Origin of the sequence: Clostridium sp. CCUG 7971 (assembly GCF_017590215.1) — a bacterium.
GTDB lineage: Bacteria > Bacillota > Clostridia > Peptostreptococcales > Peptostreptococcaceae > Faecalimicrobium.
Genome location: NZ_JAFFPK010000109.1, coordinates 1 through 25,712 on the forward strand (window position 1 = coordinate 1; position 25,712 = coordinate 25,712).

Below are 25,712 nucleotides of genomic sequence, written 5' to 3' on the forward strand. Positions count from 1 at the left end.
GAATTATTTTAAGAACTTCATATAAAGTTTCTATAAAGAAAGAAAATTTAACAAATAAACAAATAGAAGATTTAGAAAAATCTAAACATGCAGGGAGTACTTTTATATTTGCTGGAATATCAGCTTTTATGTTAAGCTACATGTTTACGGTTTTTAAATAGTTATAGGAATACATAAGAAATAAAAAGATATGGATATCCATATCTTTTTTATATTACTCTAAACACACCTGTTACGATACCTACTAATTCAACATCTTTAGAATTTAAGATCATAGGCTCCATAAAATCATTTTCAGGCTTAAGTTTTATTACATTATCTTCTTTAAAGAATCTTTTAACAGTAGCGTATTCATTATGTATAAGTGCTACTACTATTTGAGAATTAGATGCAGTAGATTTTTTATCAACTACGACATAGTCACCATTTAATATACCTGCATTTATCATACTATCACCTTTAACTTTTAATACAAAGTTATCAGTTCCTTTAACTAAATTCACTGGAAGAGGAATGTACTCTTCTATATTCTGTCTAGCTAATATTGGAGTACCTGCTGTTACTTGTCCTACTAAAGGTAAATGAAGTATTTCTTGGTTAAGGCCATTTTCAGAATCTAATTTATTAGTGTCTAGCACCTCTATAGCCCTTGGCTTAGTTGGATCACGTCTTATATATCCTAATTTTTCTAATTTATTCATATGAGAGTGAACTGTTGACGTTGATTTAAGACCAACTGCAACGCACATTTCACGAACTGAAGGCGGATAACCTTTTAGCGCTATTTGCTCTTTAATAAATTCTAATATAGCCACTTGTTTGCTACTTAAATCTAAATACATAAAATCACTCCTTTCTAAACTTAATGTAGTTTAATAAGAGTAGATGAATACCTTATTAATATAATATACCTATATTGTAGCACAATAAGTTTTTTTATACAAACGTTTGTTCTCGGAATTGAAATATTATATGTTATCTTCAATTTTTATATCTATTTCATTAGTATTTTGATCATTATCATCAATCCATTCAAAATTGTTTACTATATCACGTTTAACATGTTTTTTATGAGCAGCATATAGTTGAGTAGTAGTTACATTATCATGGTCAAGTAAATTTTGAACATCATAAATAGAAAATCCATTTTGAATTAAGCTAGTTGCAGCTGTAGCACGAAGCTTATGAGGGCTATAACCGCTATCTCTTGATGTATCCATAGAAATAGATGTATACTTTTTTACTAATTGTCTAATAGCCTTTGGATTAAGGCGTTTATTTTGTAATGATAAGAATAGAGCGTCTTTATTTTCCTCACTAAGAATTTCACTTTGAGGTCGTTCGTTATATATATAATCTTTAACAACTAATTCACATGTATGGTTAATAGGCATTAAAACTTCTTTACCTCTTTTTCTATAAATTTTAAATTCACCTCTAGAAAAATTAAATGATGAAATATTAAGCTCACGAAGCTCATTAAGTCTTAACCCATAAGTAACAAATAAAGCTAATATAGCTTTATCTCTAAGCTTAGTCTTTTTCCAGTAGACCTTTTCTTTATCTGTTAAACCTTCGCCACTTTCAACAGCATCTAACATCTTTGCAACTTCATCAATTTCAAGGCGTTTTATAGCATCAGGTTGAGGCTTTGGAAGCTTAATAGGATTAAAGCCATCAGTTATATTATTATCTAGCTGATCATTTCTATAAAGAAATTTAAAAAGGGTAGAGATAGATGATTTTTTTCTAGCTAATGCACGGTTATTATTTTCAAAAATTAATGTATTTTTTTCTGTTTGCTTATAGTATCTAGAACAATAGTCACCTAAAAATAGATTTATATCTCTAGCTTTAATATTATTAAACTCTTTTTGAGTAATATCCTTTATTTCTTTAGCTATAGTTAATTCTTGCATTTCTATTAAATAAGAACAAAAGAAATTAATATCCTCTAAATAAGCGAGCCTAGTAGAAACAGCTACAGATCCTTTTAAATATATACAATAGTCTTTCATAAATTTAGGAAGACTATTTTCAATGGCTATGGACCTTTCGATAGTGTTATTATCGCGAATAACAATGTTATCGGGTTTATCAGATTTATTATGTATTTTTATAATTTTTTTATCACTCAAGATGTACCTCCAAGTATAACTTTTTATAAGTATAAAATATCATATAGGTTATATGGTTTCAACTATACCTTAAAATTTATTTTCCTAAATTTTCTTAGTAGAGTTAGCATATGATGATATTTTATTGAATAAAATGTCACTTTTAAATAGTTATGAAGTAGTTAAAAATAAATTATTATAATATTTTAGATTATATATAATTGAATTATTAACCTGTGTAAACATAAACATATAAATTAATAATTGTATTCAAAATATAAATATGAAGAGTTATACAAAAAGAGTAAATATTAAAGATATAAAGTAATGTACATATAAAAGAATATATAATTATATATGTATAAGGAGGATTATTTTTTATTTTAATAAAACTATTCCCTAAATATACATTTAAAGACTAGTTATATTTTAAATTAAAATAGCTATATCTAGAAATATTTATTATGAGTTTACTACTACTTTATTTGCTATATGCATGCATATTTAGATATTATAAATATAAAAAATATACCTAATATATGATTCATGCATGCATATTTAGATATTAGGTATATTTTTACATTTTATTCTAATTTCTAATATTTTTTTAACTATATTATAAGTTAGAACTATTTATATATTTCACTTAATTGTTCTAAATCAACTTCAAATCTAGTATCTCCATGTAAAGATTTTACATAAACTGTACCTATGTTATTATCAACACTTTCTATAGTTACTGGATTTTGTTTATAATAAACTATAACATTCTCATCTTTTGAGTTAACTATTTCTGCGGCTCTTCTTAATTGCATAACATACCCTCCTATTATAATGTTATCTTATATTTAGATTAACCAATAGGATGTAAACTATTAATGTTAATATTTAGTTAAATTTATTAAAAATATAAAAGCACAAAAAGAATTTAAGATGCTACTTTAAATTCCCTTGTGCTTTTGTATTTTATGATAGGCATTTTCCTATTTTTCTAAACTTATTATATCTTAATTCGATTATTTCTTCTTTACTAAGCTTTTCATAGTGATTCAATCTATCTATGATAAATTTCTTTATATCTTTTGATACAGACTCTACACTATCCTGAGCTCCATCAAAAGGCTCTTTAATGATTTTATCAATTATTTCAAGATCATACAAGTCTTTACTAGTAAGCTTCATTACTTCACTTGCCTCTTTTGATTTAGATGCATCTTTAAATAGAATGCTAGATAAACCTTCAGGGGATATTACAGAATAAACTGAATGTTCTAACATGCAGACTTCATTACCTACTCCGATTCCTAAAGCTCCTCCACTTCCCCCTTCTCCAATAACAAAACAAATTATTGGAACAGACAATTTACTCATCTCAAGTAAATTTTTAGCAATTGCTTCACCTTGACCACGCTTCTCAGCTTCTAAACCACAAAATGCTCCTGGTGTATCTATGAAAGTTATAATAGGCCTATTAAATTTTTCAGCTTGTTTCATAAGTCTAAGTGCTTTTCGATATCCTTCTGGGTGTGGCATTCCAAAGTTTCTTTTTATATTTTCTTTAACGTCATTTCCTTTTTGATGACCTACTATGGTAACATTAAATCTATCTATCTTACCAATTCCAGCAATGATAGATGGATCATCTTTGTATAATCTATCTCCATGAAGTTCAAAAAAGTCAGAACAAATATTATTAATGTAGTCTTTTGTAGTAGGTCTTTTAATATCTCTACTTAAAACTACTTTTTCATATGGTGAAAGTTCTGCTTTAATTTCACTTTTAATTTTAAGTAATTTATCTTCTAAGCTTTTTATTTTATCACTTAAATCTATATCATTAGATTTGGATATAAATCTAAGTTTTTTTATATCTTCTTCTAGATTATATATCTTATCTTTTACATCAAGAGTTAATGTAGGCAACTTATTTCCTCCTTATCAAGGTAGATTTTAATATCTTATATTATAAATGTAGCGATAAAATTTTATATATTGTTTCTTTCATCTCTACTCTATTTACTATCATATCAATAAAACCATGTTCTAATAAAAACTCAGATGTTTGAAAACCTTCTGGAAGTTTTTGATTTATAGTTTGTTCTATTACTCTTGGACCTGCGAAACCAATTAAAGTATTTGGTTCTGAAATTATAATATCTCCAAGCATTGCAAAACTTGCTGTAACACCTCCTGTAGTAGGGTCTGTTAGTACAGAGATATACGGTAAAGATTTTTTTTCTAATTTAGAAAGAGCTTGAGATGTTTTTACCATCTGTATAAGAGAAACCATACCTTCTTGCATTCTAGCTCCTCCTGATGCACTACAAATGATTATAGGCAGGTTATTATCAGCTGCATACTCTATAGAATATGTAATCTTATCTCCAACTATAGACCCCATACTTCCCATCATAAAATCAGGATTCATTACACATATTACACTTTTAATTTTATTAATTTCACAAACTCCAGAAATAACCGCTTCATCTTCTTTAGTTTTTTCTTTGTATAAGCTTAACTTATCTATATACTTTGGAAATTTTAATGGATCTTGAATATCTACATCAAATTGAAATTCATTAAAGCTTCCCTTATCTGATAATAGATTTACTCTATCACGAGCTTTAAACTTATAATGTCTTGAGCACTTTGGACATATATTTAAATTTTCTTCTATATCTTTTTTAAATACATGATCATTACATCCTTTACAATAAATCCAAAATCTATCATCTACGCTATTTTCTTTAAAATTATTATTTAAAGGAACTGTAACGTATTTAGATTCTTTTGGCGACAAAAACTTCTTTATCATAATTTATTAACTCCCTTTAGAAATGTATATAATTTAAAAATCTATACATTTAATTTATACTGTAATAGCTGCTTCTAATATAAACTCTTTTTCTATAAATTTAGTATGGTGTGTATCTTCTCTAAATTTAGTGCAACTTATAAGCGTTTTTTGAAACTCTATATTTGTATCTATACCTTCTATTATTATTTCATCTAAAGCTCTATTCATTTTTTTTATGCACTGTTCTCTATCCTCAGCCCAGCATATAAGCTTTCCTATCATAGAATCATAAATAGGCGGTATTGTATATCCTGTGTATATAAATGTATCAAATCTAACTCCAAAACCTCCAGGTATGTTTACTGATTCTATTTTACCTGGGCAAGGCTTAAAATCTAAATATGGATTTTCAGCATTTATTCTACACTCAATAGCATGACCTCTAAACATAATATCATTTTGTTTAAAAGGTATTGCTTGATTATTTGCAATTAAAATTTGGAGTCCTATAAGATCTATTCCTGTGATCATCTCTGTAACCGGATGCTCAACCTGTATTCTTGTGTTCATTTCTATAAAGTAAAACTTTTTATTTTTATCTACTATAAACTCGATTGTTCCAGCTCCTAAATAACCTATTCCTTTCACAATATTTACAGCTGTTTTATATAAATGTTTCTTTTCATCTTCATTTAAGTAGTTACTAAGAGACTCTTCTAAAACTTTTTGATTACGTCTTTGCATAGAACAGTCTCTTCCGCCTAAATGTATGACATTTCCAAAAGCATCTCCAAATACTTGTACCTCTATATGTCTAGGGTTTTCTATAAATTTTTCCATATATAGATCACTGCTTGAAAAAGCTGCTAAAGCTTCAGAACTTGCCATATCAAAGCTTGTAAATAACTCTTCTTCACAAGTAACGATTCTCATACCCTTTCCACCACCACCGTTAGACGCTTTTATTATAACTGGATAACCAATTTTATTAGCAAAAGATAAAGCTTCTTCTTTACTTTTTAAAACTCCATCTGATCCAGGAACAACAGGTATGTCTAGCTCCATCATAGTTTCACGAGCTTTAGATTTATCACCCATTAAAATCATTTGATCTGTTTTAGGACCTATTAATGTAATTCCATTATCTTTGCATTTTTTAGCAAACTCTGCATTTTCAGATAAAAAACCAAATCCTGGATGTATTGCATCACAATTAAGTTTAAGAGCAAGATATATTATGTTATCTATGTTGTTATAACTTTTACTTATATTATTTGGTCCTATGCATATAGATTCATCTGCTATATATCTATGAAAACAATCTTTGTCAACATCAGAGTATATAGCTACTGTTTTTATATCTAGTTCTTTACAGGTTCTAATTATTCTAACAGCTATATCTCCTCTATTTGCTACTAGTATCTTCTTTATCATATTAAATACCTCCTACCTATAATGGTTTTATTTTAAATAGAGGTTGGTTATACTCCACTAATTCTTCATTTCTTGCTAAAACTTCTACTATTTCACCATCTATATCACTTGTAATTTCATTCATAAGTTTCATAGCTTCAAGAATACATAAAGTATCACCTTCACGTACCATATCTCCTACCTTTACGAAGTTATCTGCTTCAGGGCTTGGAGATGAATAATAAGTTCCCATCAAAGGAGCTTCTATTGTGACTAAATTATCATTATCAATGTTCCTATTAATATTTTGCTCAATATTTTCATATATTTTAGGTGTTATATCTTCTTTAAAGTCTTTTTTTACACATAAAGAATTTTGATTTATAGAATTAACTTGTTTTGATACTTCAAGTTTTAATTCACCATTTTCAAGTTTCACATATTCTAAATTAGTTTGGTCTATAATTTTTAATAAATCTTTAATTTCATTTATATTCATTTGTGTTACCCCCTTGTATTATTACCTGGTACTAATATTATATCACAAAAAATAATTTTGTAAACAAAATTTCCCACTCCCCTGCATTATGTATTTCTACAATAAAAAAAGTGTTGATAATTTCATCAACACTTTTATAAAGCAACTCAACTAACAGAGCTATTGATAAGCTATTGATGCTATAATCAAAACGAATTACTTTAATATCTTTGAGATAATTATAGATATTAAATTTTCAAATTTCAACTTAATTTCTAATTTCTTCTCTAATTTCTTCTATTTCATTTACTTTTAATCCAGTTATTTCTGTAATAAAATCAATATTAGCATTCTTATCTAATAAATCTATAGCCATTTCTTTCTTTGCTATAGCTAGTCTAATATTTCTTTCAATTGCTTTACTTTCAATAGTAGTTTCTAAATTAATGGATAAATCATTACGTTCATCTGAAATGACCATTTTATCTACCGCGAACATTTGTTCTTGCTCGTCAAAATCGCCATTTTTTTCAGTTAAATCATCTTCTAAACTTTCAACCTTAAAAATTTTACCCTCAAATTTATAGCTAAATAAATTAAAAGTTATGAGTATAGCTGGTATAGCGAAGTATATTTTAGCACCCATAAATCCTACTATTACTGTAGCAACAATAAAAAATATATTTATATTCTCTAGTTGAATATTAAAAATTTTTTTATTTGGCTTATAAGCTTTTATAATAGCTAGTACTAAAGTTAGGATACATAAAGGTGTTAAGGTATAACTAGAAATAATACCATCAAACCCTAGAAAATCAAAATAATTACCTATATTACCATATACAAACATAAAACCATTTAAATATGCATATACACAAGCAATTATTCCGAGAGTTGCACCTAATGCTTGTGTATACCAATTTGTGAACCTTAAATTCATCGTATCACCCCTAAAGTATATATATAACATTCTTATGCAACTTAAGGTCCAAATATTTCTTTTAAATTAATAATTTACATTAAAAAAGCTTCTATAATAAGAAGCTTTTTTAATGTAAATTATTAATAGCATCTTGTAATGCATCTATACTTTCTTTTGAAGATTGTAAATCTATTAATTGAGAAGTTAATAGTTTAGCGTTTTCATTATCATTAGATGCTATACATTGATATATTTTATTAAGCAATTCATATTCCTCGTTAGTTACAGGATGACTAGTTTGTATTTTATTATTATAGTTATATAAGCACATATCAATCTCCCTTTTAATAATTTATTATTTATAGAATTATATAAATCTATATAAAACCCTTTTTAATATTAGATAATATACTATTTATATTAATAATATATACATTTTAGAATAATTTATTCAAAACTTAATCTATAAGTTACCATTTTAATACAATCCTATTTATTTTTTTATAAAAAGAATTATAATTTAATTTGTAGCAATTAAGTTTTTATTTTATAATTGATTAAATATGATTAATCTGGAAATAATTATATTAAATCCACTGAAGGGGAGCTTTGATTATGTTAGACACCATAGAATTTGTGCTTAAAATTTTATTTTTTATTTTATCTATAGTTTGGGTTGGTAAAATAATGATTTTAAGAACTGATAAGCAAATCGTTATAAATCCAATACTTATTTTAATATCAGCATTAATAGTTATAGTGCCGGAATCAAACGAGTCAATAAAACTATTTGGAGTTAGTACAGAAATTATAAAAATAATGTTATATTCATTATATTCATTAGTAGTCCTAATAGGAATATATGTTACAAAAAGAAAAAACGGTATATTTTAATAAATTTGTAAATAATAAAAGGTTGTGAATTATCACAACCTTTTATTATTTACAAATTTTAGCTTCACACCTGAATATTTTCATTCCATAAGACATAAACTTATCTTCATATTCAGTCGTAACATTTTCAAAATCACTATTAGCTAAATTTAAAGATATATTTTTTAAAATCCAGTCGTTAGATGATATTTCATTTAAACTGAATTCAAACAATCCTTCGTTGTCCGTCTTAAAATGAAGTTCTCCATCATCTTTAAGCAAGATCTTATATTTATTTAAAAAATTAGTATGAGTTAGTCTTCTCTTAGCCCATCTAGTTTTTGGCCATGGATCACAGAAGTTAACATATACTCTACTCAATTCATTTTCTTCAAAGTAATCTAATATATTAGATACATTAGCCCAAGCAAATAAAATATTATTTAAACCCAATTCCTTAGCTTTTTCTACACCTTTTATAAGAACTTCTTCCTTTATTTCAAAAGCTATATAATTTACATCCGGATTTTGCTTAGCGAGAGTAGTTATAAATTTTCCACGCCCAGTACCAAATTCTACATATATCGGATTATTATTATTAAACTTAAAATTCCATTTTCCCTTAAGTTTATCTATATCATCCCTAAGAACGTAATCTTTATAACTTAATAGCTTCTCATCTGCACCTTTTATTTTTCGTCTTCTCATATTAGTACTCCTTATAATTTATTAAAGTATAATTATACCTAACTTTAGAAAAAAATAAAGAGTATTAGCTTTAAGCTAACACTCTTTATTTTTTATTGTCCACAGCCAGAGCATCCTCCGCCGCATCCTCCGTCATCTTGCATATTTTCTGGTCCTACTTTAAATCCATAACCAGTATCTTCTATAGCTATATTTCCATATTTAGTATAGTCTTCATTACTCATTATAAAATGTAAACCTTCTACATTATATTCTAAATCGTCAGCCTTTTGCTCATCCAGAGCAATTCCAAATGATGGACCGCCTCAGCCTATACCTGCGAAATAAACTCTTATATTCTTAGGTCTATCTTGATTATCTTTTAAGATATCTTTTAGCGTATCAATAGCTGTTTGTGGTAAAGTAACCTTCATTTAATCATTTCCTTTCAAGTTATATATTTATATTAAATAAGCTTTAGATAAATTCTAAAGCTTATTTAATTGTGAATTAATAATTTTAGTGCCCGCATCCAGAGCATCCGCCGCCGCATCCTCCACCAGGTTGGATATTTTCAGCTCTAATCATAAATCCATAACCAGTATCTTCTATAACTATATCTCCATATGTAGTATAGTCTTCGTTACTCATTATAAAATGTAAACCTTCAATATCATATTCTAAATCGTCAGCCTTTTGCTCATCTAAAGCTATACCAAATGATGGGCCGCTACATCCATTACCTGCAAAGTAAACTCTTATTCCTGTAGGTTTACCTTGGTTGTCCTTTAAAATATCTTTTAAAGTATTAATCGCTGTTTCTGGTAATGTGATCTTCATACTAATCGCTCCCTTTCAAATTTTGTTAAATTCATATATATTATATACTTTAATGATATATATAATCAATTGATTTTTACTAATAATACTAAATTTATCATAAAATGTATATAATTACTATTATTATATCTATTTTTAATGTATTCATATTTTACCCTTGTTACTTATATTGTAAACATAATTAGTTTTAATATAACTAACTTATTTTTTTAGTTTATATAATATTTTTATGCTATAATATTATTCTGTAATGAGCTTATGCAAGTTATAACAACTTAGGGAGGGTATGATAAAATATGAAAAAAGGCGAAACTAAACTTTCGACTATTTTGACAGAAGGTCTTGGTTTATTAGTGGGATGTATATCTATGAGCATTGGTATTAATATGTTTTTAAAACCTTATACGATTGCTCCTGGAGGCCTTAGTGGTATGTCTGTAGTACTTAATAAGGTTACAGGTATATCTGTATCTAATATAATGTTAATTATAGGTATTCCTTTAGTAGTATTAGCTTTTAAGATACTTGGAAGTAAAAACTCTATAAAAACATTAATTGGAACAGTGTTATTTTCTTTTATAATAAATATAACTTCATCTTTGTCTGAAATTTTACCAACAAATGATCTTTTATTATCTTCTATATCAGGTGCAATTTTAGTAGGATTAGGTATTGGTATTGTATTTAGGGTTGATGGTTCTACAGGGGGAACTGACTTAATAGCTTTAATATTAAGTAAAAAATTTCCTGGTATAAAGGCAACTAAATTTATGATGTGTTTAGATGGGGTCGTAGTTATATCTTCGGGTATTGCAAATAAAAATATAGAAACTGCGCTATACTCTGCGATATCACTTTATGTAATAGTTAAAGTTGCAGATGCTATAATGGAAGGTTTCGATTTTTCTAAAGAATTTATGATAATTTCTAATAAATCTGATGAATTAAGAGAAGTTATAACTAATGAATTAGACAGGGGTTTAACTATACTTGATGGTAGAGGTGGATATACTGATGATAAAAAACAAGTTTTACTTGTTATTATATCTAGAAATCAAGAAGTATATCTAAAAAAATTGGTTAAAGCTACGGATCCGAATGCTTTTATAATAGTCAGTACTGTACATGAAGTACTAGGAGAAGGATTTAAAGACTTGAAAAATGGTAGTGCTTAAATAAAAAAGTGGCTTAAGCCACTTTTTTATTTATTCTTAATTAATATAGGTTGAATTATTATCCCGCTTAAAGTTCCTGATTTTAAAATGATACTTCATGATAGAATTCAGCCTTTATTAAACAATCTGAGCAAATATTCTTTACTATAATCTTAGATATAGAATATAGTAAAGAAGGTCTTTTATCTGTTTTTATATTATCGTATTTACCTGTAATTTGTATATTATCAAATAACACATCGGTTTCTTTATCCCATCGTATTGGAGTTGTAAAAGTAATATCTTCTCCAAAGCCTATTGATATAGCATCTAATAAAATTAATTGTTCACTAGCTATTACTTTTACATTTTTGCGATCTAAATTTTCTATAAAAGATAAATCACTTATTTTATTATCTGATATATTTATAAAATTTAAATATCTTAAATTTTCAAGATTTGGAACTTTAGATATATTATTACTATCTAGCCCTATGCTTTTAAGCCTTTTTAAGCTATTTAGAAAGGAAATATCTTCTATTCTATTTTCACTAAGTTCCAAGTTGCTTAATCTAGTCAATGCAGTTAATAAATTAGCATCTACAATTTCATTTTTATTTAAACTAAGATTGTTTAAATTAATAGCGTATTGTATTCCTGTTAAATCATATATTCCTTTATCTGATAAATCTATTTCTCTTAATGTTCTTAAATAATCTTTAGTTATTTGATATGGTTCTTTATTACATGATTTAGCTATAGCATGCTTTAGATTTTTACTTATCCAATTATCATTATTTTTTTCACACAAATAGAATCATCCCTTTTTTATATAATCACTTTTAAGCATTTGGAATCTGTGGCAGACGGTATATGTTCCGAATTTGTTAGAAGGGAATTTTTTTCTAAATTTCCCGATGTAATTGAATCCTAAAACTTCTAATGGTTTTCTAGAGTATTTATTATCTTCAAATGTAATAGCTATAATTTTATTTAAATTTAAATCTTCAAAGCCGTATCTCAACATTTCAAACGCTAGCTCTGTAGATAAATTTTCACCCCAATAATTTGGATTTATGCATATCCCTATTTCGCCTTCTTTTGAATTTAGATATATATTATTAAATCCAACATTACCTATTACTCTATTTTCTCTTTTTAAAACAATTACATAGTGTCCTATTTTACCTTCATTATAATTTTTAAAGAAAAAAAGTTTTATAAATCTTTCTGTATCTTTTATGCTTTTGTGTTTTTTAAATGGAAGATATTTTACAACAATATCTTCTTTATAATAATTAAATAAATCTTTAGAGTCATTTAATGTTGCTGGTCTTAAAATACATCGTTTCGTTTCTAATATTTTCATATTACTATATTTAGAGTCATACATACTTATGTCCCCTTTAATAAATTGTATATATATTATCTATATAATTTATGCTATACAATTAACAACGGTTCGTAAAAGACATAAAATATATACTTTTATGCCAAAAATATAAAACCTAGTATTTTCAACGTATTTATGCAAAAATGTATAATTTATGTCAGTATTATGTCAGATATTTTTATTTTTTATTTATATAATTATGATATAATAAATATATAATTGTAATATATTGGAGGAATATAATGAGTTTCGCATTTATAAGAAAAAGAAGTAAAAACTATATAGTTTATTTAGAATATAAAGATAAAGAAAACGGTAAAAAAGTGCAAAAGAATATGGGATCTTTCGAGAAAAAAAGAGACGCTTCTAAGAAATTAAACGAGTTAAAAGATAGCATTTTTAATGATGAACTAGCTCTACCAAATACCATAAATGTTGAATCTTTTTTAATTGACTTTTTAGAAAAATATAAAATTAACTTATCAATAACAACTTATAATTGCTACCTTAGAATTTGCAAAAAATACCTAATACCCTTGCTAGGAAACTATAAATTAGAAGATCTAAAACCTATACATATACAAAATTATGTTGACGATTTAGTAGGAGTACTAACACCACAGACTATAAAAATACATATAAATATTTTGAATTTAGCACTTAAAAAAGCCTACCGATTAAGGTTAATAAGAGAAAATGTAGTAGATTGTATAGAAATTCCTAGAATTAGAAAATTTAAAAACAACATATATAATAAAGAAAATATGATTAAATTACTTAAAATTTGCAAAGGAACACCATTAGAACTACACATATTCTTAGCCAGCGGGTTAGGACTCAGAATATCAGAAATATTAGGTCTTACATGGGACAATATAGATTTTAGCGAAAATACTATAACCATAAACAAAATAACTGTAAGAAATAATGGTTCAGTTATTTTAAAAAATCCAAAAACCGAAAGTTCAGAAAGAACAATTTCAGTACCAAATGAAATAATGGTATTATTAAAAGAACATAAAAAGAAACAATTAGAAGCTAAATTAAGAGGAGAAATTAAAAATTTTTCAAACTTATTATTCTTTGATAAAAATGAGCAACCGATAGCCCAAGATGTTATGAGTAAGAAATTCAATCGTTTTCTAAATAAAAATAATTTAGAGCATATAAGATTTCACGATCTTAGACATTCGCATGTAACTTTACTTATAAATTCTAAAGTACCCATCAAGGTGATATCAGAAAGAGTTGGACATTCAAATATTAATACAACTTTAAATATTTATGCTCATGCACTTAAAGAAATGGATTCTGAAGCGAGTAATAAAATATCAGAAGAATTATTTAAATTAGGATAAAATTAGAAAAAATCAACCTCTTAAATTGAATTTTAAGAGGTTTTATTTATATTCTCGAATAATTAAACCTAAATAATACATAATCTTTTTAAAGGTGTAAATAATCATTTGTATGGATAAAAGGCTAAATATAATGCAAAAACAGTTTCTATAATTAAATTATGTAAACTAAAATACTTCAAACATAAATTTGAGTTTGTAATAAATAAGTAAATTAATAAAACCACAAAATAATAATATACATAATTACAAATTTTAAAAAAATTTATATTTTATATGCTCATGTAGCCAGTGTTAAAATAATTTAATTATGTTAACACTGGCTACATGGGTATAGATTTATAATTTTAATATAAATCTATTAATAATTTGCACTACTTCAAAAGTATTTTCTAAATAAGGGGTATGTTTACCTTTTATATTTTTTAATATATAATTTTCAAATTTAAAGTTAAGATAATGATTGACTCCTATTGCATAATCTTCATCTCCATAAATTATAAGAGTCTTTACTTTTATATCAGAAGTAATATCATAATAATTTTTAAAGTACTCTTTATTATAAAAAGCTTGCTTCGACATAGAACAATTTATAAAATCTTCATCTATTTTTTTCATTCTTGAGAAGTTTTTATATTCTTTATATTGAAGTTTATAATATAAATCCTTTTGAATAAGCTCAGATGCTACTTTTTGCCAATTTCTTATTACAGAATAACCTGCATATTTATTTAAATCATAATTCAGTAAATTACATCCGTATTCAATTTGACTAAAAAGAGAATCCTCTAAATTAAGGGTTGAATTTAATAATATAAGACCTTTTATATATTGAGGATATTTATAAGCATAATTTGCAGCTATTATACCTCCAAAAGAATGCGATAATAAAATAACTTTATCAAGATTTAATTTTTTTCTTATTATTTCAATATCTTTTACTAAATTATCAATAGAATAACTTGTACCTTCATCTCCTCCAGATCTTCCACATCCTCTTTGATCTAGGTATATCATTCTTAATATTTTTTCTAAATGTATTCCACAAAATAATTCAAAATCTTTACTCCAAGAACCAGGACCTCCATGTATATAAATACAAGGAATTCCACTACCCTTTTCATTTACATATAATTTTACATTGTCATAAGTATTTATAAACATTCTTACCTCCACTATTTTGTATTTATAATTGTATCATAATATTTGAAATTTTAAAAAATTTTAAAAATATCAATGTAAAAATTTTAGTTTTAAGGCGTATAAAGAATTTTTATAATATTATTCCATTATGAAAACATAAAATCGCTTAAAATTGATTTAAATCAATTTTAAAAGAAACTAATTATAATTCTAATAATTGGTTTAAAATAATAAAATTATGTAAACTTATCTATTGTAAGTTATTGTTATTTATAAATAATTAGCATTGTTTTCTTTTGTAAAAAGTTGGCATGTAGTTTTTATGAACAAAAAGGTAAAATTAATTATATAGTAAAAAATAGCCTACATAAAATTAGTAAACTTAAATTAATTCACTATTCTTTGTATAAGCTATTTTTATTATTATAAGTATCTATATAGATTTTTCTAACTTAGAAAATGCATAATCTAAAGCAGACTCTAAATTACCATTATTCTTTCCTCCTCCTTGAGCTAGATAAAGGCTTCCTCCTCCTCTTCCATCTACTAAGGTAAGAGCATCTTTTAATAAATTATTCATATTTATATTTGTTAAGTTTTTAGCTGCTGCAAAAACTACATTTACTTTATCATCGTTCTTTAATGCAATGAGAGCAATTGTATTTTCTTCTTCTGTTATTTTTGCAGCTACTTTAGATACATATTTTAAGTTTTCATTAGTATAAATTTTGTTAACTACAGATATATTTTTTATATTTTTACTAGATTTTATCATATCTTGAATTTCATAGTTAGCTAAAGCTTCTTCAAGTTTTCTATTAGAGTTTATACTTTCTTCAATTTTTTCTTTTAATTTTTTTATACTATTTATAGACTCATCTTCATTTGAACTTAAATATCTGCATATATCAGTTAAGTAGCTATCTCTTTGTAAGGAATAGTTAATAGCTCTCTTGCCTGCTAAAAATTCTATTCTAGTAGCTCCTTTATTTTTTTCCCATCTTTTTATTTTTATCATTTTAAGGTCTAGCGTTGATTTTGGATGAACACCACAACAAGCATTAGAATCTAAATCTCCTATTTTAATAATTCTTATTTCATCAGCTGTTTCAGGTAAATCTCTTCTTATCCATATTTTTTTAAGTTCTTTTCTAGATGGTATCAATGTTTCTACTTTAATATCTTGGCTTATCACCTCATTAGCATATAGCTCTGCAGCTTTTATTTGTTCCTCAGTTAGGTGGCCATTGATATCTACTGTGCTTACATCTTTCCCCAAATGAAAAGCACTTGTATTAGCATTAAATAACTTATAAAAACTTCCAGATAATACATGTTGTCCAAAATGTTGGTGCATTCCATCTTCTCTTCTATCCCAATCTATTTTGCATTTTACTTTATGTATTTTTATAGGTTTTTTATCTAAAATATGATAAACTTTATTATCCTTTTCGTAAACATCTAATACGTTATGAACATCGACCATTCCTAAATCACAAAACTGACCTCCTCCACCTGGAAAAAAAGCTGTTTTATCTAACAGGACATGATATTTATCTTTTATTTCTAATATTTCTTCTATTTCTGCACTAAATTCTCTTATGTATTGATTTGTATAATATAATTTTTCCATATTCAATTATCCTTTCTAAATTATAATAATATAATACCATAATTTAGAAAGGATAATTATATTTATATAAATTACAGTATTAATAAATAGAATTACTTCATTATATACTTTATTTTAATAATATTATGGATTTTAAATCTGATAATAAATATAATTCATCGCTATAATTAAATTTATTATTAATACTTATTTTAGTAGTAATATTCTTTATAAATTCTAATACTTTATTTTTATCTAGTATTATTTCTTTTTGAATAGAATTAGTTAAACCATATCCTTTTGAAGCATAGCATATAACAACAAATCGCTTTGAAGCTAGATCTAAGAAAAAATATAATTCGGGTCTTCTATTAAATAAATATTTTATATAATCAACTACTTCAGGTATTTCATAAGCTTCCCTATTATCATTATCATATCCGTGTATACATAGATTAACTCTACACTGTTTTGCATGTTCAACTCTTAATAAAGTATTTATCCATGAATATATATCTGACATATCTTCTGATAAAATATCTTCTTTAGTAATATCTATAATTAATGTATGTCCAATATTTGGACATACTCTCATGAATTTATTAGGCGTCATAGCTTCTGTAAATAAAATATCTATATTATTCAATTTAATGTTTGTCCTCCTTATTTTAAAAGATTATACTATGATTATCTCTTAAAATAAATATAGATATACATAAAAGGTATTTACTTAAGTAAATACCTTTATAATAATTTATTAAATTTAAAAATAAGAATACCTATCACTATAATACATACCATAATACCTAATATTAGAGGATAACCATATAAAAGTTCAAGTTCAGGCATATACTTAAAGTTCATACCATAAATTCCTGTAATTATAGTAAGAGGTGCCGCTATAGCAGTTAAAATTGTAAGCTTAGTAATTAGATTATTAGTTTTTTCAGCAACTTGTGAAGAGTGAATATCTAAAAGCTTATCTGCTAATTCTCTTGTTGATAATGCAAATGCATATAGTTTGTCTATTCCAAAATCTAACCCTTGCAAGTTCTCAAGATTATATTTTTTTACATCTGAATATTTTAAATATCTTATGTTTTCTTTTATAATTCTATCTCCTATATATAAAAGAGGCCTAGTATTTTTAACTACTGATCTAGTTATTGATCGAACATAATTTATTTGAGTTATATAATCATCTTTTTTTCCATCCATCATAGCATCTTCTATTTCAAGTATCATATCTTCTATTTGTTCTAGATTTTCAAACTCATGAACTATAATATTTTTAAATATTAAATAATTTATTTTAAATAAGCTTACAATTGGTGGTGTATCATCTAGTTTTATATTATTTAAAATAAGGGTTTTTACAAAACAATATATATAGTGTTCTTCTTGAGATACTACTAGTATATAGTTATCCGAAGTATAAATATTTATTTCTTCTATCATAGAATCATTTCCATCTAAATTAAAAGTATTTACACTTAAAAAATCATAATCATCAAATAAATCTAATTTTATATTTTCATCAAATGTAAGACAGTCTTTAAAAGTTATTTCATCTATGTTTAGTATATTTTTTAATAATTTAAGCTCATTAGGAGTGCTAAGCATTACATAAGAATCTTTTGTGTTATAAAAATATTTATCAAATTTTTCTATTTTTTCTCTTGTATCTAAGTTTAATACATACATATTATCACCCCTACATTTAATAGTATATACTAAATCTATATTAGAAATTCATGATTATATTTTATAATTATGATTTAAAATCCTATTTCTATTAAATTTATTATAAAAAATATTTCATAAACTTATGTTTTTGAAATATCTATATATCGCTATCTATATGTATCTTAATCTTTTTATAAAGTTAAGTTTTTTAAAATTTAACTTTATTTAATTAAGTAAAATGCGATTCTTCTCAATGGAGTCACTTAAAAATATAAAGTCTATAAATAAATAGTTTTTGAAATAATAAAAAGACACTATTTAGCGTCCTTTTATTACTTTTTTATATAACTAATATTTTCTAATTTAAAACTTTATTTTATTAATTTATGAAAATAAGAAAATATAAACTTATAAATATTTGCAAATATTTTGCTAGATAATAAGTAAGTAACAAACAATGGACTAAATAATATTATACACTTTGTTAAAATACTTTCATCCCATGTTGGTATTAAATAAAAAATAATTAATACAACATATATATGAAATACATATACATACATCGTAGATTTTGCTAAATTGCTATAAAATGTTTTTATAGTAGGTGTTAATATACATATAAATGAACTCAAGGCTATACTACTCATATAAAGTAATATTCTATAAGCCATACCTATCCAAATATTCATGTTAAGTTCCTTATACGAATAAGATCCATATAAAAATCTATAATCTAAAATATTTTTGTCTGCAATATAAAGACCTAATACAATAAACAAAATTACACCAAGTAAAGCAGTCCATACATTTATTTTATTTAGCTTTTCTAATTTATTAGAATCACAATAATATCCTAATAAAAAAAACGGTAAGAAAAATATAGTTCTTGAGAAAGATAGAACAGATCCGTTTGGGATTAATCCGACTATTATACCAAGTGCAAAACTTATAGGAAGTATATATTTTATTTTGATTAAATATTTAAGAGATATTCTCCAGAAAAATAAACTAAGTAAAAACCATAATGTCCATCCAGGATATATTATTGGTAATTTTTTTTCTCCGGTATATAAGTAAGCTAGGGTGTACCATATAACATTAAGAACCATATATGGAACTAATAAATTATTGAAGAAAATTTTTTTACTTTTATGTATATTTTTAGAAAGAAAGCCCGATATAAATATAAACAAAGGCATATGAAATGTATATATAAACATATACATTCCCATTAGTGTATCATTGGTATTTATATAACGCTCTATTAGGTGTCCAAATACTACTAAAAATATTAGCAGTACTTTAAGATTGTCTACAAAATAATTTTTATTTATTTGATTCATTTAATTATCCTTTCATTACTTACTATTCTTCCCAAAATAATGATTATATATTTAAATTATAAAAACTTAGTAAAACAATTTATGTACTTTACTAAGTTTTTATGATTTAATTGTCCTTTTGTTTTAAAATCTCTACATTTTCTATAAAATCCAATATATATTTAGAATATTTATTTCCATTTCCTCTAATAATATCGATAGTGTCTTCGTGTTCAGCTTTTTTTATTATTTTTAATGTAGTATTTTCATCTAAATTTTGTACCTTATTTACGAAGGATATAGAATTTTCTAAGTCTATAAGACTATCACTATCTCCATGTATGCACATAATCGGTATATGAACCTCTTTATCTAATAAGTTTATCGGATTGGTATCTTTAACTTCTTTTTCATAAATATAATTTTTAATTAAAAACTTTGAATAAGATGATTTACATTTAAGAAAATCTAGTACACCAGATATAGATATAAATCCTTTTAAATTATTACTATCTATATTATATTTTTTCTGTCTATCAGTATCAAATACTAAATGAGAAGACAATTCTCCTCCCGCGGAATATCCTGACACTATAATATTACCACCCACAGTATGTTCTGTATAATGTTTTAATGCAGTAAATACATCTTCTATTTGAGAAGGATATCTATAAAATGGTGCTAATCTATATCCAACTATAACTGAAGAATATCCCATCTTATAAAAATATTTTCCTACAGAACTGTATAAAGATGGATTTCCATGCCACCATCCTCCTCCATGAATAAAAAATATAGTAATATTATTTGAACTATTTGGATTATATACCTTATAATATTGTCTGCGACTTTTCCCATATTTAACTATATCACCTTTTATCTTAGGGTCCTTTATATAGCTATATATTATAGTTCTATGAATATTAAGTAGCTTATTTTTAAATTTAGAAAATCTAAAATTACTCATATTATATACCTCTCTTAATGTATTCTATATAATTTATATAAAGCAGTTTATAAAATTTAAGACATGAATTTTAAAACCCATGTCTTTTTTATTGACCCTTATATTTTATTTTGCCAATATCCTTAAACTTTATATTAGTAATGTATTCCTATAATTTAATTATATTACTAATTAAAACTATTATCTATTATATATAGTTTAATTTTAAAATTATAAAATAAAAAACTCGAATAATTATAATATAATTATTCGAGTTTTTTATTTTTATAAAGCTTTTAAAGCAGCTATATTTAATAAACTCCATGGCTTATTAAAATGAGGTTGGAAGAAAAAGTCTGTCATAGCTAATTCTTCTATAGTCATATTATTTTGTATCGCTACTGATAATGTATTCATAATTTGAGTTAAATCTATTTTAGATATTATTTGTCCACCAATTACTCTTCTAGTATCTTTATCAAAGACTAATTTTATAGTAGCCTCTTCAAATGTTGGCATAAATTCTGGTCTATAGTTATCACTAGCTATTACTGAGCCTACATTTAAATCTGTTGTATTTTTAGCGACTTCTTCTGTAAGTCCAGTTGAAGCTATACATAAATCATATATTTTAATACCTGATGTTCCTTGAGTTCCCATATATTTTAAAGTAGGATTTATTAAATTTTTGGCAACTAGTGTACCCATTCTTACTGCATTAGTTGCTAAAGGTATATATCTTTTTTCATTCGCTGGGTTAAAGTTAACTACACAGCAATCTCCAGCTGCAAATACATCCTTTTTACTTGTTCTCATATAATCGTCTATTATTATAGCTCCATTAGGTAAAGTATCTAGCTTTCCTTGAACTAATTTAGTGCTAGGTGCAAATCCTATACATAGTACTACTAAGTCTGCTTCAAATTCCTCTTTATCTGTAATAACTTTTGATACTTTATTATCAATACCTGCAAATTTAGAAACCTTTTGCCCAAGTACTAATTTAACGCCTTTTTTAGTAAATTCAGCCTCTGCTTTATCAGTAAATTCTTTATCTAAGTACTTTGCCATTATTCTATTTTCAGCATCTATTAATGTAACATTTTTACCTTGTATTTCAAATGCCTCTGCAAGTTCTACACCAATATATCCTGCACCTATTACTACAACATTTTTAGCATCTTTGCATTTTTTATTTATAACTTGAGCATGATCATAGTTTTTACATAACACAATATTTTCTAATTGACCACCTTCAAATTTTGGAACTATTGGCCATGAACCTAAAGTAAGAACTAATTTATCGTAATCATCTTTAAATTCTTCACCAGTTAATAAATTCTTAACTAAAATAACTTTATTATCGAAGTCTATATCTAAAACTTCGTGCTTCATATTGGTTACTATACCAGAAGCTGATAAGTTCTCTGGTGAATTGTAAAATAATTTTTCAGTTTCTGTAACAACGTTTGCAACATTTAGCGCTATACCACAAGATAGAAAAGATATATTATCATTTTTTTCATAAATAGTAATTTTACTTTCTGGATAAAGTTCTTTCATATTAACAACTGCAGCAGTTCCTGCATGTGTGCATCCTACAACAACAATTTTCATAATAGTTACCTCCAATATTTGATAAATTATTAACACAAGTTATTTATACCCGTATTAAATAATTTTAAAACATAAATAGAGTTATATTTTTCAATGATTTAGTATTTATTTTAATTTAATAAATTATACTTATAATTTTTACTTATATCTACTCGAGTTTTTGATATTTTGATAAAAGTGTAAAAATCAGTATATTATATCATACTGATTTTTACACTTTTATTTAATCATTTTATTTTTTTACTTTTACAAAGTATTTAGTATGCAAAAGTTCATGTGCTTTATGGCTTAATGGATAGTCTAAATACTTATCATATATTGCCAATACTGCAGGATTTTCATTTGATCTTCTCAGTGGTAATGATCTATCTATTGAGTTTAAACCTTCTGCCCTTTTTTCTAAAACTTCCTGTCTTTTTCTAGCTTTAGGTTGTCCACCACCACCAACACATCCACCAGTGCAAGCCATTATTTCTATAGCATGGAAAAATTCTTCTCCAGATCTTATTTTATCTAACATTTTTCCGGCTTCTCTAAGTCCATAAGTAACTCCTATCCTAAGTTTTATATCTCCTACCTCAAGTTCACAAGCTCTAAAGCTATCCCATCCCCTAAGACAATCAAATTCTATATTATCCAATCTTTGTCCTGTCATTTTTTCTATAGCTGTTCTTGTAGCAGCTTCTATAACCCCGCCTGTTCTACCAAATATAACACCTGCACCTGTATATTCTCCTAGAACTTGATCAATTTCTTCACCTGCAATCTCTTGTAAATCTATACCAGAATCTTTGAATATCTTTATAAGTTCACTAGTTGTAATCACATAATCTACATCATAATTAAGGCCTCTTGAAAACTCTGGTCTTGATGCTTCATATTTTTTTGCAATACATGGCATAATTGCAACTGATGTAATTTGATCTCTTGCAAGCCCATGCTCTTTTCCCCATAAATCTTTTGCAACTGTTGCAAACATCTGCATTGGTGATTTCGCTGATGATGGAACATCTAACATATCTCCATAGTTTTGTTCTATAAATTTAACCCATGCAGGGCAACAAGATGTTAGTATTGGTAACTTTACATTAGGGTCTCCTGCAAAGTACTTTTCAAGCCTTTCTTGAAGCTCTGCTGCTTCTTCCATTATTGTCAAATCAGCTGCCCATGTTGTATCAAATACATAATCTACTCCTAATTTTCTTAAGGCTGCAGCAATTTTATTTTCTACATTACTTCCAGGCTCAAATCCAAAAGCTTCACCTATGGCTACTCTTACAGCAGGAGCCATTTGAGTAATCACAACTTTATTTGGAGTTGCTAGATCTCTAAGGAATTTAAATGTATTATCTCCTGCGGTTATTGCATTAACAGGACAAGCTGCTAAGCATTGTCCACAATGAGTACACCTAGTGTAATCTATATGATGATGTTTTTTAAGTTCACCCTCAATACAATCTACAGGGCAAGCTCTTTTACATGAACCACATCCAATACATTTATCTGTTATAGTCAATTTTATAAGATGATTGCATTGTGATGAATAGCATCTATTTTCTTCTATATGTTCTTCTATTTCACTATAGAATCTATCAATTATTTCTTCCATTATGTTATGACTTTGGCTTAATCTATATTTAACGCTACTAGCAAGTTCTCTTAAGAGATACACATCACGCATATTTCCTCTTCCCTTACTTATTCTATCTAATATCTTCCACATTCTAATTATTTCCGTTTTTACAATAGAGTAACTTTCAAATGATTTGTCCTGAAGTTTCCCAAGTAAAAAATCTATATAAAATTTAGCGTACTGAACTATACAATCTTCTTCTGATAAAATAATTATCGTTCTGCTTGTTCCCTTAGGAAATAATTTAAAGTCCAGTGTTTTATCTAGACTGTCTTCACTTAAAAAGCCTCCAAATGGTATACCTAGCTGAGCAGCTTTAAATCCTCTATCATTTAATAGCCCTCCAGCAAGATTTATTATATCAACTAGTGTTGCCCCTTCTGGAACCTCTATTATTCCAGGATTATTAATTTTTCCAGATATAGCGATTATTCGTTTTTTATCTTCTGTTATTTTTTTTAGTTCATCTTCACTAAATGCAGAAAATACTGAACCTAGTGAACTTTGTATTATAGTTTGTTTTTTATCAGCCATTATTTACTCCTTATCTATCTAAACCAATGTTATATTCATATAATTAATTTTTCCTAGTAATGGCTCTATTATTCTTATTTTTCCAAAGTTTTCTATAGAGTCTGCATTTTATTGAGCTATAAATAAAAAACCTGAATTGTTTTTAAAACAATTCAGGTTTTAGTAACTCAATTTATAAATAACAAATCTTTCACGCTCATCTTTTTTATTTAGTTTTGGCAATATAATATCTTCAGATAATATAAATGGGCTTAGGTACTCTAAATAGTATATATAGTCTTGTGATGGATAATATAAAATAATTTCTATATTTCTAGGATTTTCTTCAAATGAAATTAAAATATTTTCAACAACTTTTGTAAATATTTGTACAGAGAATGGATTAAAAAAATAAAATTTGTTATCATATGATTTTATTTTGTAATCTTGAGCTAGACAGCATTCAAAATTTACTTTATATAAGCTTTTTTTATTTTTCTTCATGTAATTAGCTTTATTTTCTAGAGCTTCATAATAAAATATTTCATTCATTTCAATTCCTGTAACATTTGATTTGTAAAAGTAGTTTATATAAAAATTAAGCCTGCCTTTACCACATCCAAAATCAACTACATGATCATTACTTTTGAATGTATATTTTTCAAATAAACATTCAAGTGCAGAATATAGTGTTGGTTCATAAGGATGATAATGTATGTTATTTTTATTCCACTTTTGATCTCCTGTAGTTTTTATATTTAGTAAATTTTCATAATAATATTCGTCCATTGTGTTTCCTTTCTATGCTAAAATTCATAATCGGTCTGTATATTATATTGTAAATCTTTAATTAAAAGTAATCAAGTTGTTATATATTTTACTCTGCCAATATATACCTAGAGACTTTGATATATCTTGATTATATAATAATATAGAAAATATATTTTGGAGGAATTAGAGATGGATATTAATGAATTTGTTGAGATTTTAAAAGAGTGGGGGGGAAAGAACGATATGATAAGTGGAACTAATTGCGTAGATGGTTGTAATGACTGTCAATTAAATCAAAAAATTTTAATAGGTAATGAAATTAATACATTATGTACTATTTTATGTAAAATAAGTAAAGAGCTAAATAGTATATAAATATTTATACATATACGGTAAGTTTTATAATATTTAGTTTTAAATAATAAAAGGCTAATAGT

Annotated in this window: 27 protein-coding genes; 4 read left to right on the top strand and 23 right to left on the bottom strand. The window is 25.7% G+C overall.

All coding sequences use genetic code 11. From position 1 onward, the window contains the following. Positions 1-209 precede the first annotated feature (209 nt). From lexA to JWF52_RS13765, 9 genes are all read right to left on the bottom strand, one after another. On the bottom strand, positions 210-842 hold the full coding sequence (gene lexA / locus JWF52_RS13725) for a transcriptional repressor LexA (RefSeq protein WP_208334110.1): 633 nt from the start codon (positions 840-842) through the stop codon (positions 210-212). A 126-nt stretch (positions 843-968) separates the two neighbouring features. Continuing rightward, positions 969-2,138 (bottom strand): tyrosine-type recombinase/integrase, encoded by a 1,170-nt coding sequence (locus JWF52_RS13730; RefSeq protein ID WP_286184165.1) that lies wholly within the window; start codon positions 2,136-2,138, stop codon positions 969-971. A 608-nt stretch (positions 2,139-2,746) separates the two neighbouring features. Then, a complete protein-coding gene (locus tag JWF52_RS13735; protein ID WP_208334111.1) occupies positions 2,747-2,932 on the bottom strand; it encodes an H-type small acid-soluble spore protein in 186 nt (61 codons plus the stop codon). Positions 2,933-3,083: 151 nt separating this feature from the next. Further along, positions 3,084-4,040 (bottom strand): acetyl-CoA carboxylase carboxyltransferase subunit alpha, encoded by a 957-nt coding sequence (locus JWF52_RS13740; protein WP_208334112.1) that lies wholly within the window; start codon positions 4,038-4,040, stop codon positions 3,084-3,086. A 40-nt stretch (positions 4,041-4,080) separates the two neighbouring features. Further along, complete coding sequence (gene accD, locus JWF52_RS13745) at positions 4,081-4,932, bottom strand: acetyl-CoA carboxylase, carboxyltransferase subunit beta (RefSeq protein WP_208334113.1); 852 nt, start codon at positions 4,930-4,932, stop codon at positions 4,081-4,083. A gap of 54 nt (positions 4,933-4,986) precedes the next feature. Continuing rightward, a complete protein-coding gene (gene accC, locus JWF52_RS13750; protein WP_208334114.1) occupies positions 4,987-6,348 on the bottom strand; it encodes an acetyl-CoA carboxylase biotin carboxylase subunit in 1,362 nt (453 codons plus the stop codon). A 16-nt stretch (positions 6,349-6,364) separates the two neighbouring features. Continuing rightward, positions 6,365-6,826, bottom strand: coding sequence for an acetyl-CoA carboxylase biotin carboxyl carrier protein (accB, locus tag JWF52_RS13755; protein WP_208334115.1), 462 nt, complete (start codon positions 6,824-6,826; stop codon positions 6,365-6,367). A gap of 247 nt (positions 6,827-7,073) precedes the next feature. Continuing rightward, the gene (locus tag JWF52_RS13760) at positions 7,074-7,745 is read right to left on the bottom strand and encodes a hypothetical protein (RefSeq protein WP_208334116.1); all 672 of its coding nucleotides are present in this window, start codon (positions 7,743-7,745) and stop codon (positions 7,074-7,076) included. 109 nt (positions 7,746-7,854) lie between these two features. Beyond that, complete coding sequence (locus JWF52_RS13765; protein WP_208334117.1) at positions 7,855-8,058, bottom strand: hypothetical protein; 204 nt, start codon at positions 8,056-8,058, stop codon at positions 7,855-7,857. 284 nt (positions 8,059-8,342) lie between these two features. Here JWF52_RS13765 and JWF52_RS13770 point away from each other — a divergent pair, with 284 nt between their 5' ends. Next, complete coding sequence (locus JWF52_RS13770) at positions 8,343-8,621, top strand: hypothetical protein (protein ID WP_208334118.1); 279 nt, start codon at positions 8,343-8,345, stop codon at positions 8,619-8,621. Between the two features lie 45 nt (positions 8,622-8,666). Here the strand turns inward: JWF52_RS13770 and trmB are convergent, their stop codons facing one another. The 3 genes from trmB to JWF52_RS13785 form a co-directional block, all read right to left on the bottom strand. Further along, positions 8,667-9,308, bottom strand: coding sequence for a tRNA (guanosine(46)-N7)-methyltransferase TrmB (gene trmB / locus JWF52_RS13775; protein WP_208334119.1), 642 nt, complete (start codon positions 9,306-9,308; stop codon positions 8,667-8,669). 92 nt (positions 9,309-9,400) lie between these two features. Further along, positions 9,401-9,532, bottom strand: coding sequence for a hypothetical protein (locus JWF52_RS19390; RefSeq protein WP_286184167.1), 132 nt, complete (start codon positions 9,530-9,532; stop codon positions 9,401-9,403). A 274-nt stretch (positions 9,533-9,806) separates the two neighbouring features. Beyond that, complete coding sequence (locus JWF52_RS13785) at positions 9,807-10,127, bottom strand: iron-sulfur cluster biosynthesis family protein (RefSeq protein ID WP_208334121.1); 321 nt, start codon at positions 10,125-10,127, stop codon at positions 9,807-9,809. Positions 10,128-10,423: 296 nt separating this feature from the next. On the opposite strand from JWF52_RS13785, the gene JWF52_RS13790 reads away from it, so the two are divergent. After that, positions 10,424-11,302 (top strand): YitT family protein, encoded by an 879-nt coding sequence (locus JWF52_RS13790; protein ID WP_208334122.1) that lies wholly within the window; start codon positions 10,424-10,426, stop codon positions 11,300-11,302. A gap of 82 nt (positions 11,303-11,384) precedes the next feature. Here JWF52_RS13790 and JWF52_RS13795 read toward each other — a convergent pair whose 3' ends face one another. After that, positions 11,385-12,092 (bottom strand): leucine-rich repeat domain-containing protein, encoded by a 708-nt coding sequence (locus tag JWF52_RS13795; protein ID WP_208334123.1) that lies wholly within the window; start codon positions 12,090-12,092, stop codon positions 11,385-11,387. Positions 12,093-12,098: 6 nt separating this feature from the next. After that, positions 12,099-12,674 (bottom strand): GNAT family N-acetyltransferase, encoded by a 576-nt coding sequence (locus JWF52_RS13800; RefSeq protein WP_208334124.1) that lies wholly within the window; start codon positions 12,672-12,674, stop codon positions 12,099-12,101. A 242-nt stretch (positions 12,675-12,916) separates the two neighbouring features. On the opposite strand from JWF52_RS13800, the gene JWF52_RS13805 reads away from it, so the two are divergent. Beyond that, positions 12,917-14,032: a site-specific integrase gene (locus tag JWF52_RS13805; RefSeq protein WP_208334125.1), complete on the top strand. Its 1,116-nt coding sequence runs from the start codon at positions 12,917-12,919 to the stop codon at positions 14,030-14,032. Positions 14,033-14,371: 339 nt separating this feature from the next. Here JWF52_RS13805 and JWF52_RS13810 read toward each other — a convergent pair whose 3' ends face one another. The 9 genes from JWF52_RS13810 to JWF52_RS13850 form a co-directional block, all read right to left on the bottom strand. Continuing rightward, complete coding sequence (locus tag JWF52_RS13810) at positions 14,372-15,196, bottom strand: alpha/beta fold hydrolase (protein WP_208334126.1); 825 nt, start codon at positions 15,194-15,196, stop codon at positions 14,372-14,374. 412 nt (positions 15,197-15,608) lie between these two features. Next, positions 15,609-16,808: an alanyl-tRNA editing protein gene (locus JWF52_RS13815; RefSeq protein WP_208334127.1), complete on the bottom strand. Its 1,200-nt coding sequence runs from the start codon at positions 16,806-16,808 to the stop codon at positions 15,609-15,611. Between the two features lie 109 nt (positions 16,809-16,917). Next, positions 16,918-17,433, bottom strand: a complete 516-nt coding sequence (locus tag JWF52_RS13820; protein WP_208334128.1) for a hypothetical protein — start codon at positions 17,431-17,433, stop codon at positions 16,918-16,920. Positions 17,434-17,531: 98 nt separating this feature from the next. Then, a complete protein-coding gene (locus tag JWF52_RS13825) occupies positions 17,532-18,491 on the bottom strand; it encodes a CorA family divalent cation transporter (RefSeq protein ID WP_208334129.1) in 960 nt (319 codons plus the stop codon). Between the two features lie 353 nt (positions 18,492-18,844). Continuing rightward, the gene (locus JWF52_RS13830; protein ID WP_208334130.1) at positions 18,845-19,816 is read right to left on the bottom strand and encodes an acyltransferase family protein; all 972 of its coding nucleotides are present in this window, start codon (positions 19,814-19,816) and stop codon (positions 18,845-18,847) included. 106 nt (positions 19,817-19,922) lie between these two features. Then, entirely contained in the window at positions 19,923-20,762 is an 840-nt protein-coding gene (locus JWF52_RS13835; RefSeq protein ID WP_208334131.1) for an alpha/beta hydrolase, read from the bottom strand. 264 nt (positions 20,763-21,026) lie between these two features. After that, positions 21,027-22,358 carry an FAD-dependent oxidoreductase gene (locus JWF52_RS13840; protein ID WP_208334132.1) on the bottom strand — a complete coding sequence of 444 codons (1,332 nt, stop codon included), beginning with the start codon at positions 22,356-22,358 and terminating at the stop codon, positions 21,027-21,029. A gap of 232 nt (positions 22,359-22,590) precedes the next feature. Next, positions 22,591-24,525, bottom strand: coding sequence for a [FeFe] hydrogenase, group A (locus JWF52_RS13845; RefSeq protein WP_208334133.1), 1,935 nt, complete (start codon positions 24,523-24,525; stop codon positions 22,591-22,593). A 159-nt stretch (positions 24,526-24,684) separates the two neighbouring features. Continuing rightward, positions 24,685-25,293 carry a class I SAM-dependent methyltransferase gene (locus JWF52_RS13850; protein ID WP_208334134.1) on the bottom strand — a complete coding sequence of 203 codons (609 nt, stop codon included), beginning with the start codon at positions 25,291-25,293 and terminating at the stop codon, positions 24,685-24,687. A 171-nt stretch (positions 25,294-25,464) separates the two neighbouring features. Between JWF52_RS13850 and JWF52_RS13855 the strand changes: the two genes are divergently transcribed. Beyond that, entirely contained in the window at positions 25,465-25,650 is a 186-nt protein-coding gene (locus JWF52_RS13855) for a hypothetical protein (protein WP_208334135.1), read from the top strand. Positions 25,651-25,712 lie beyond the last annotated feature (62 nt).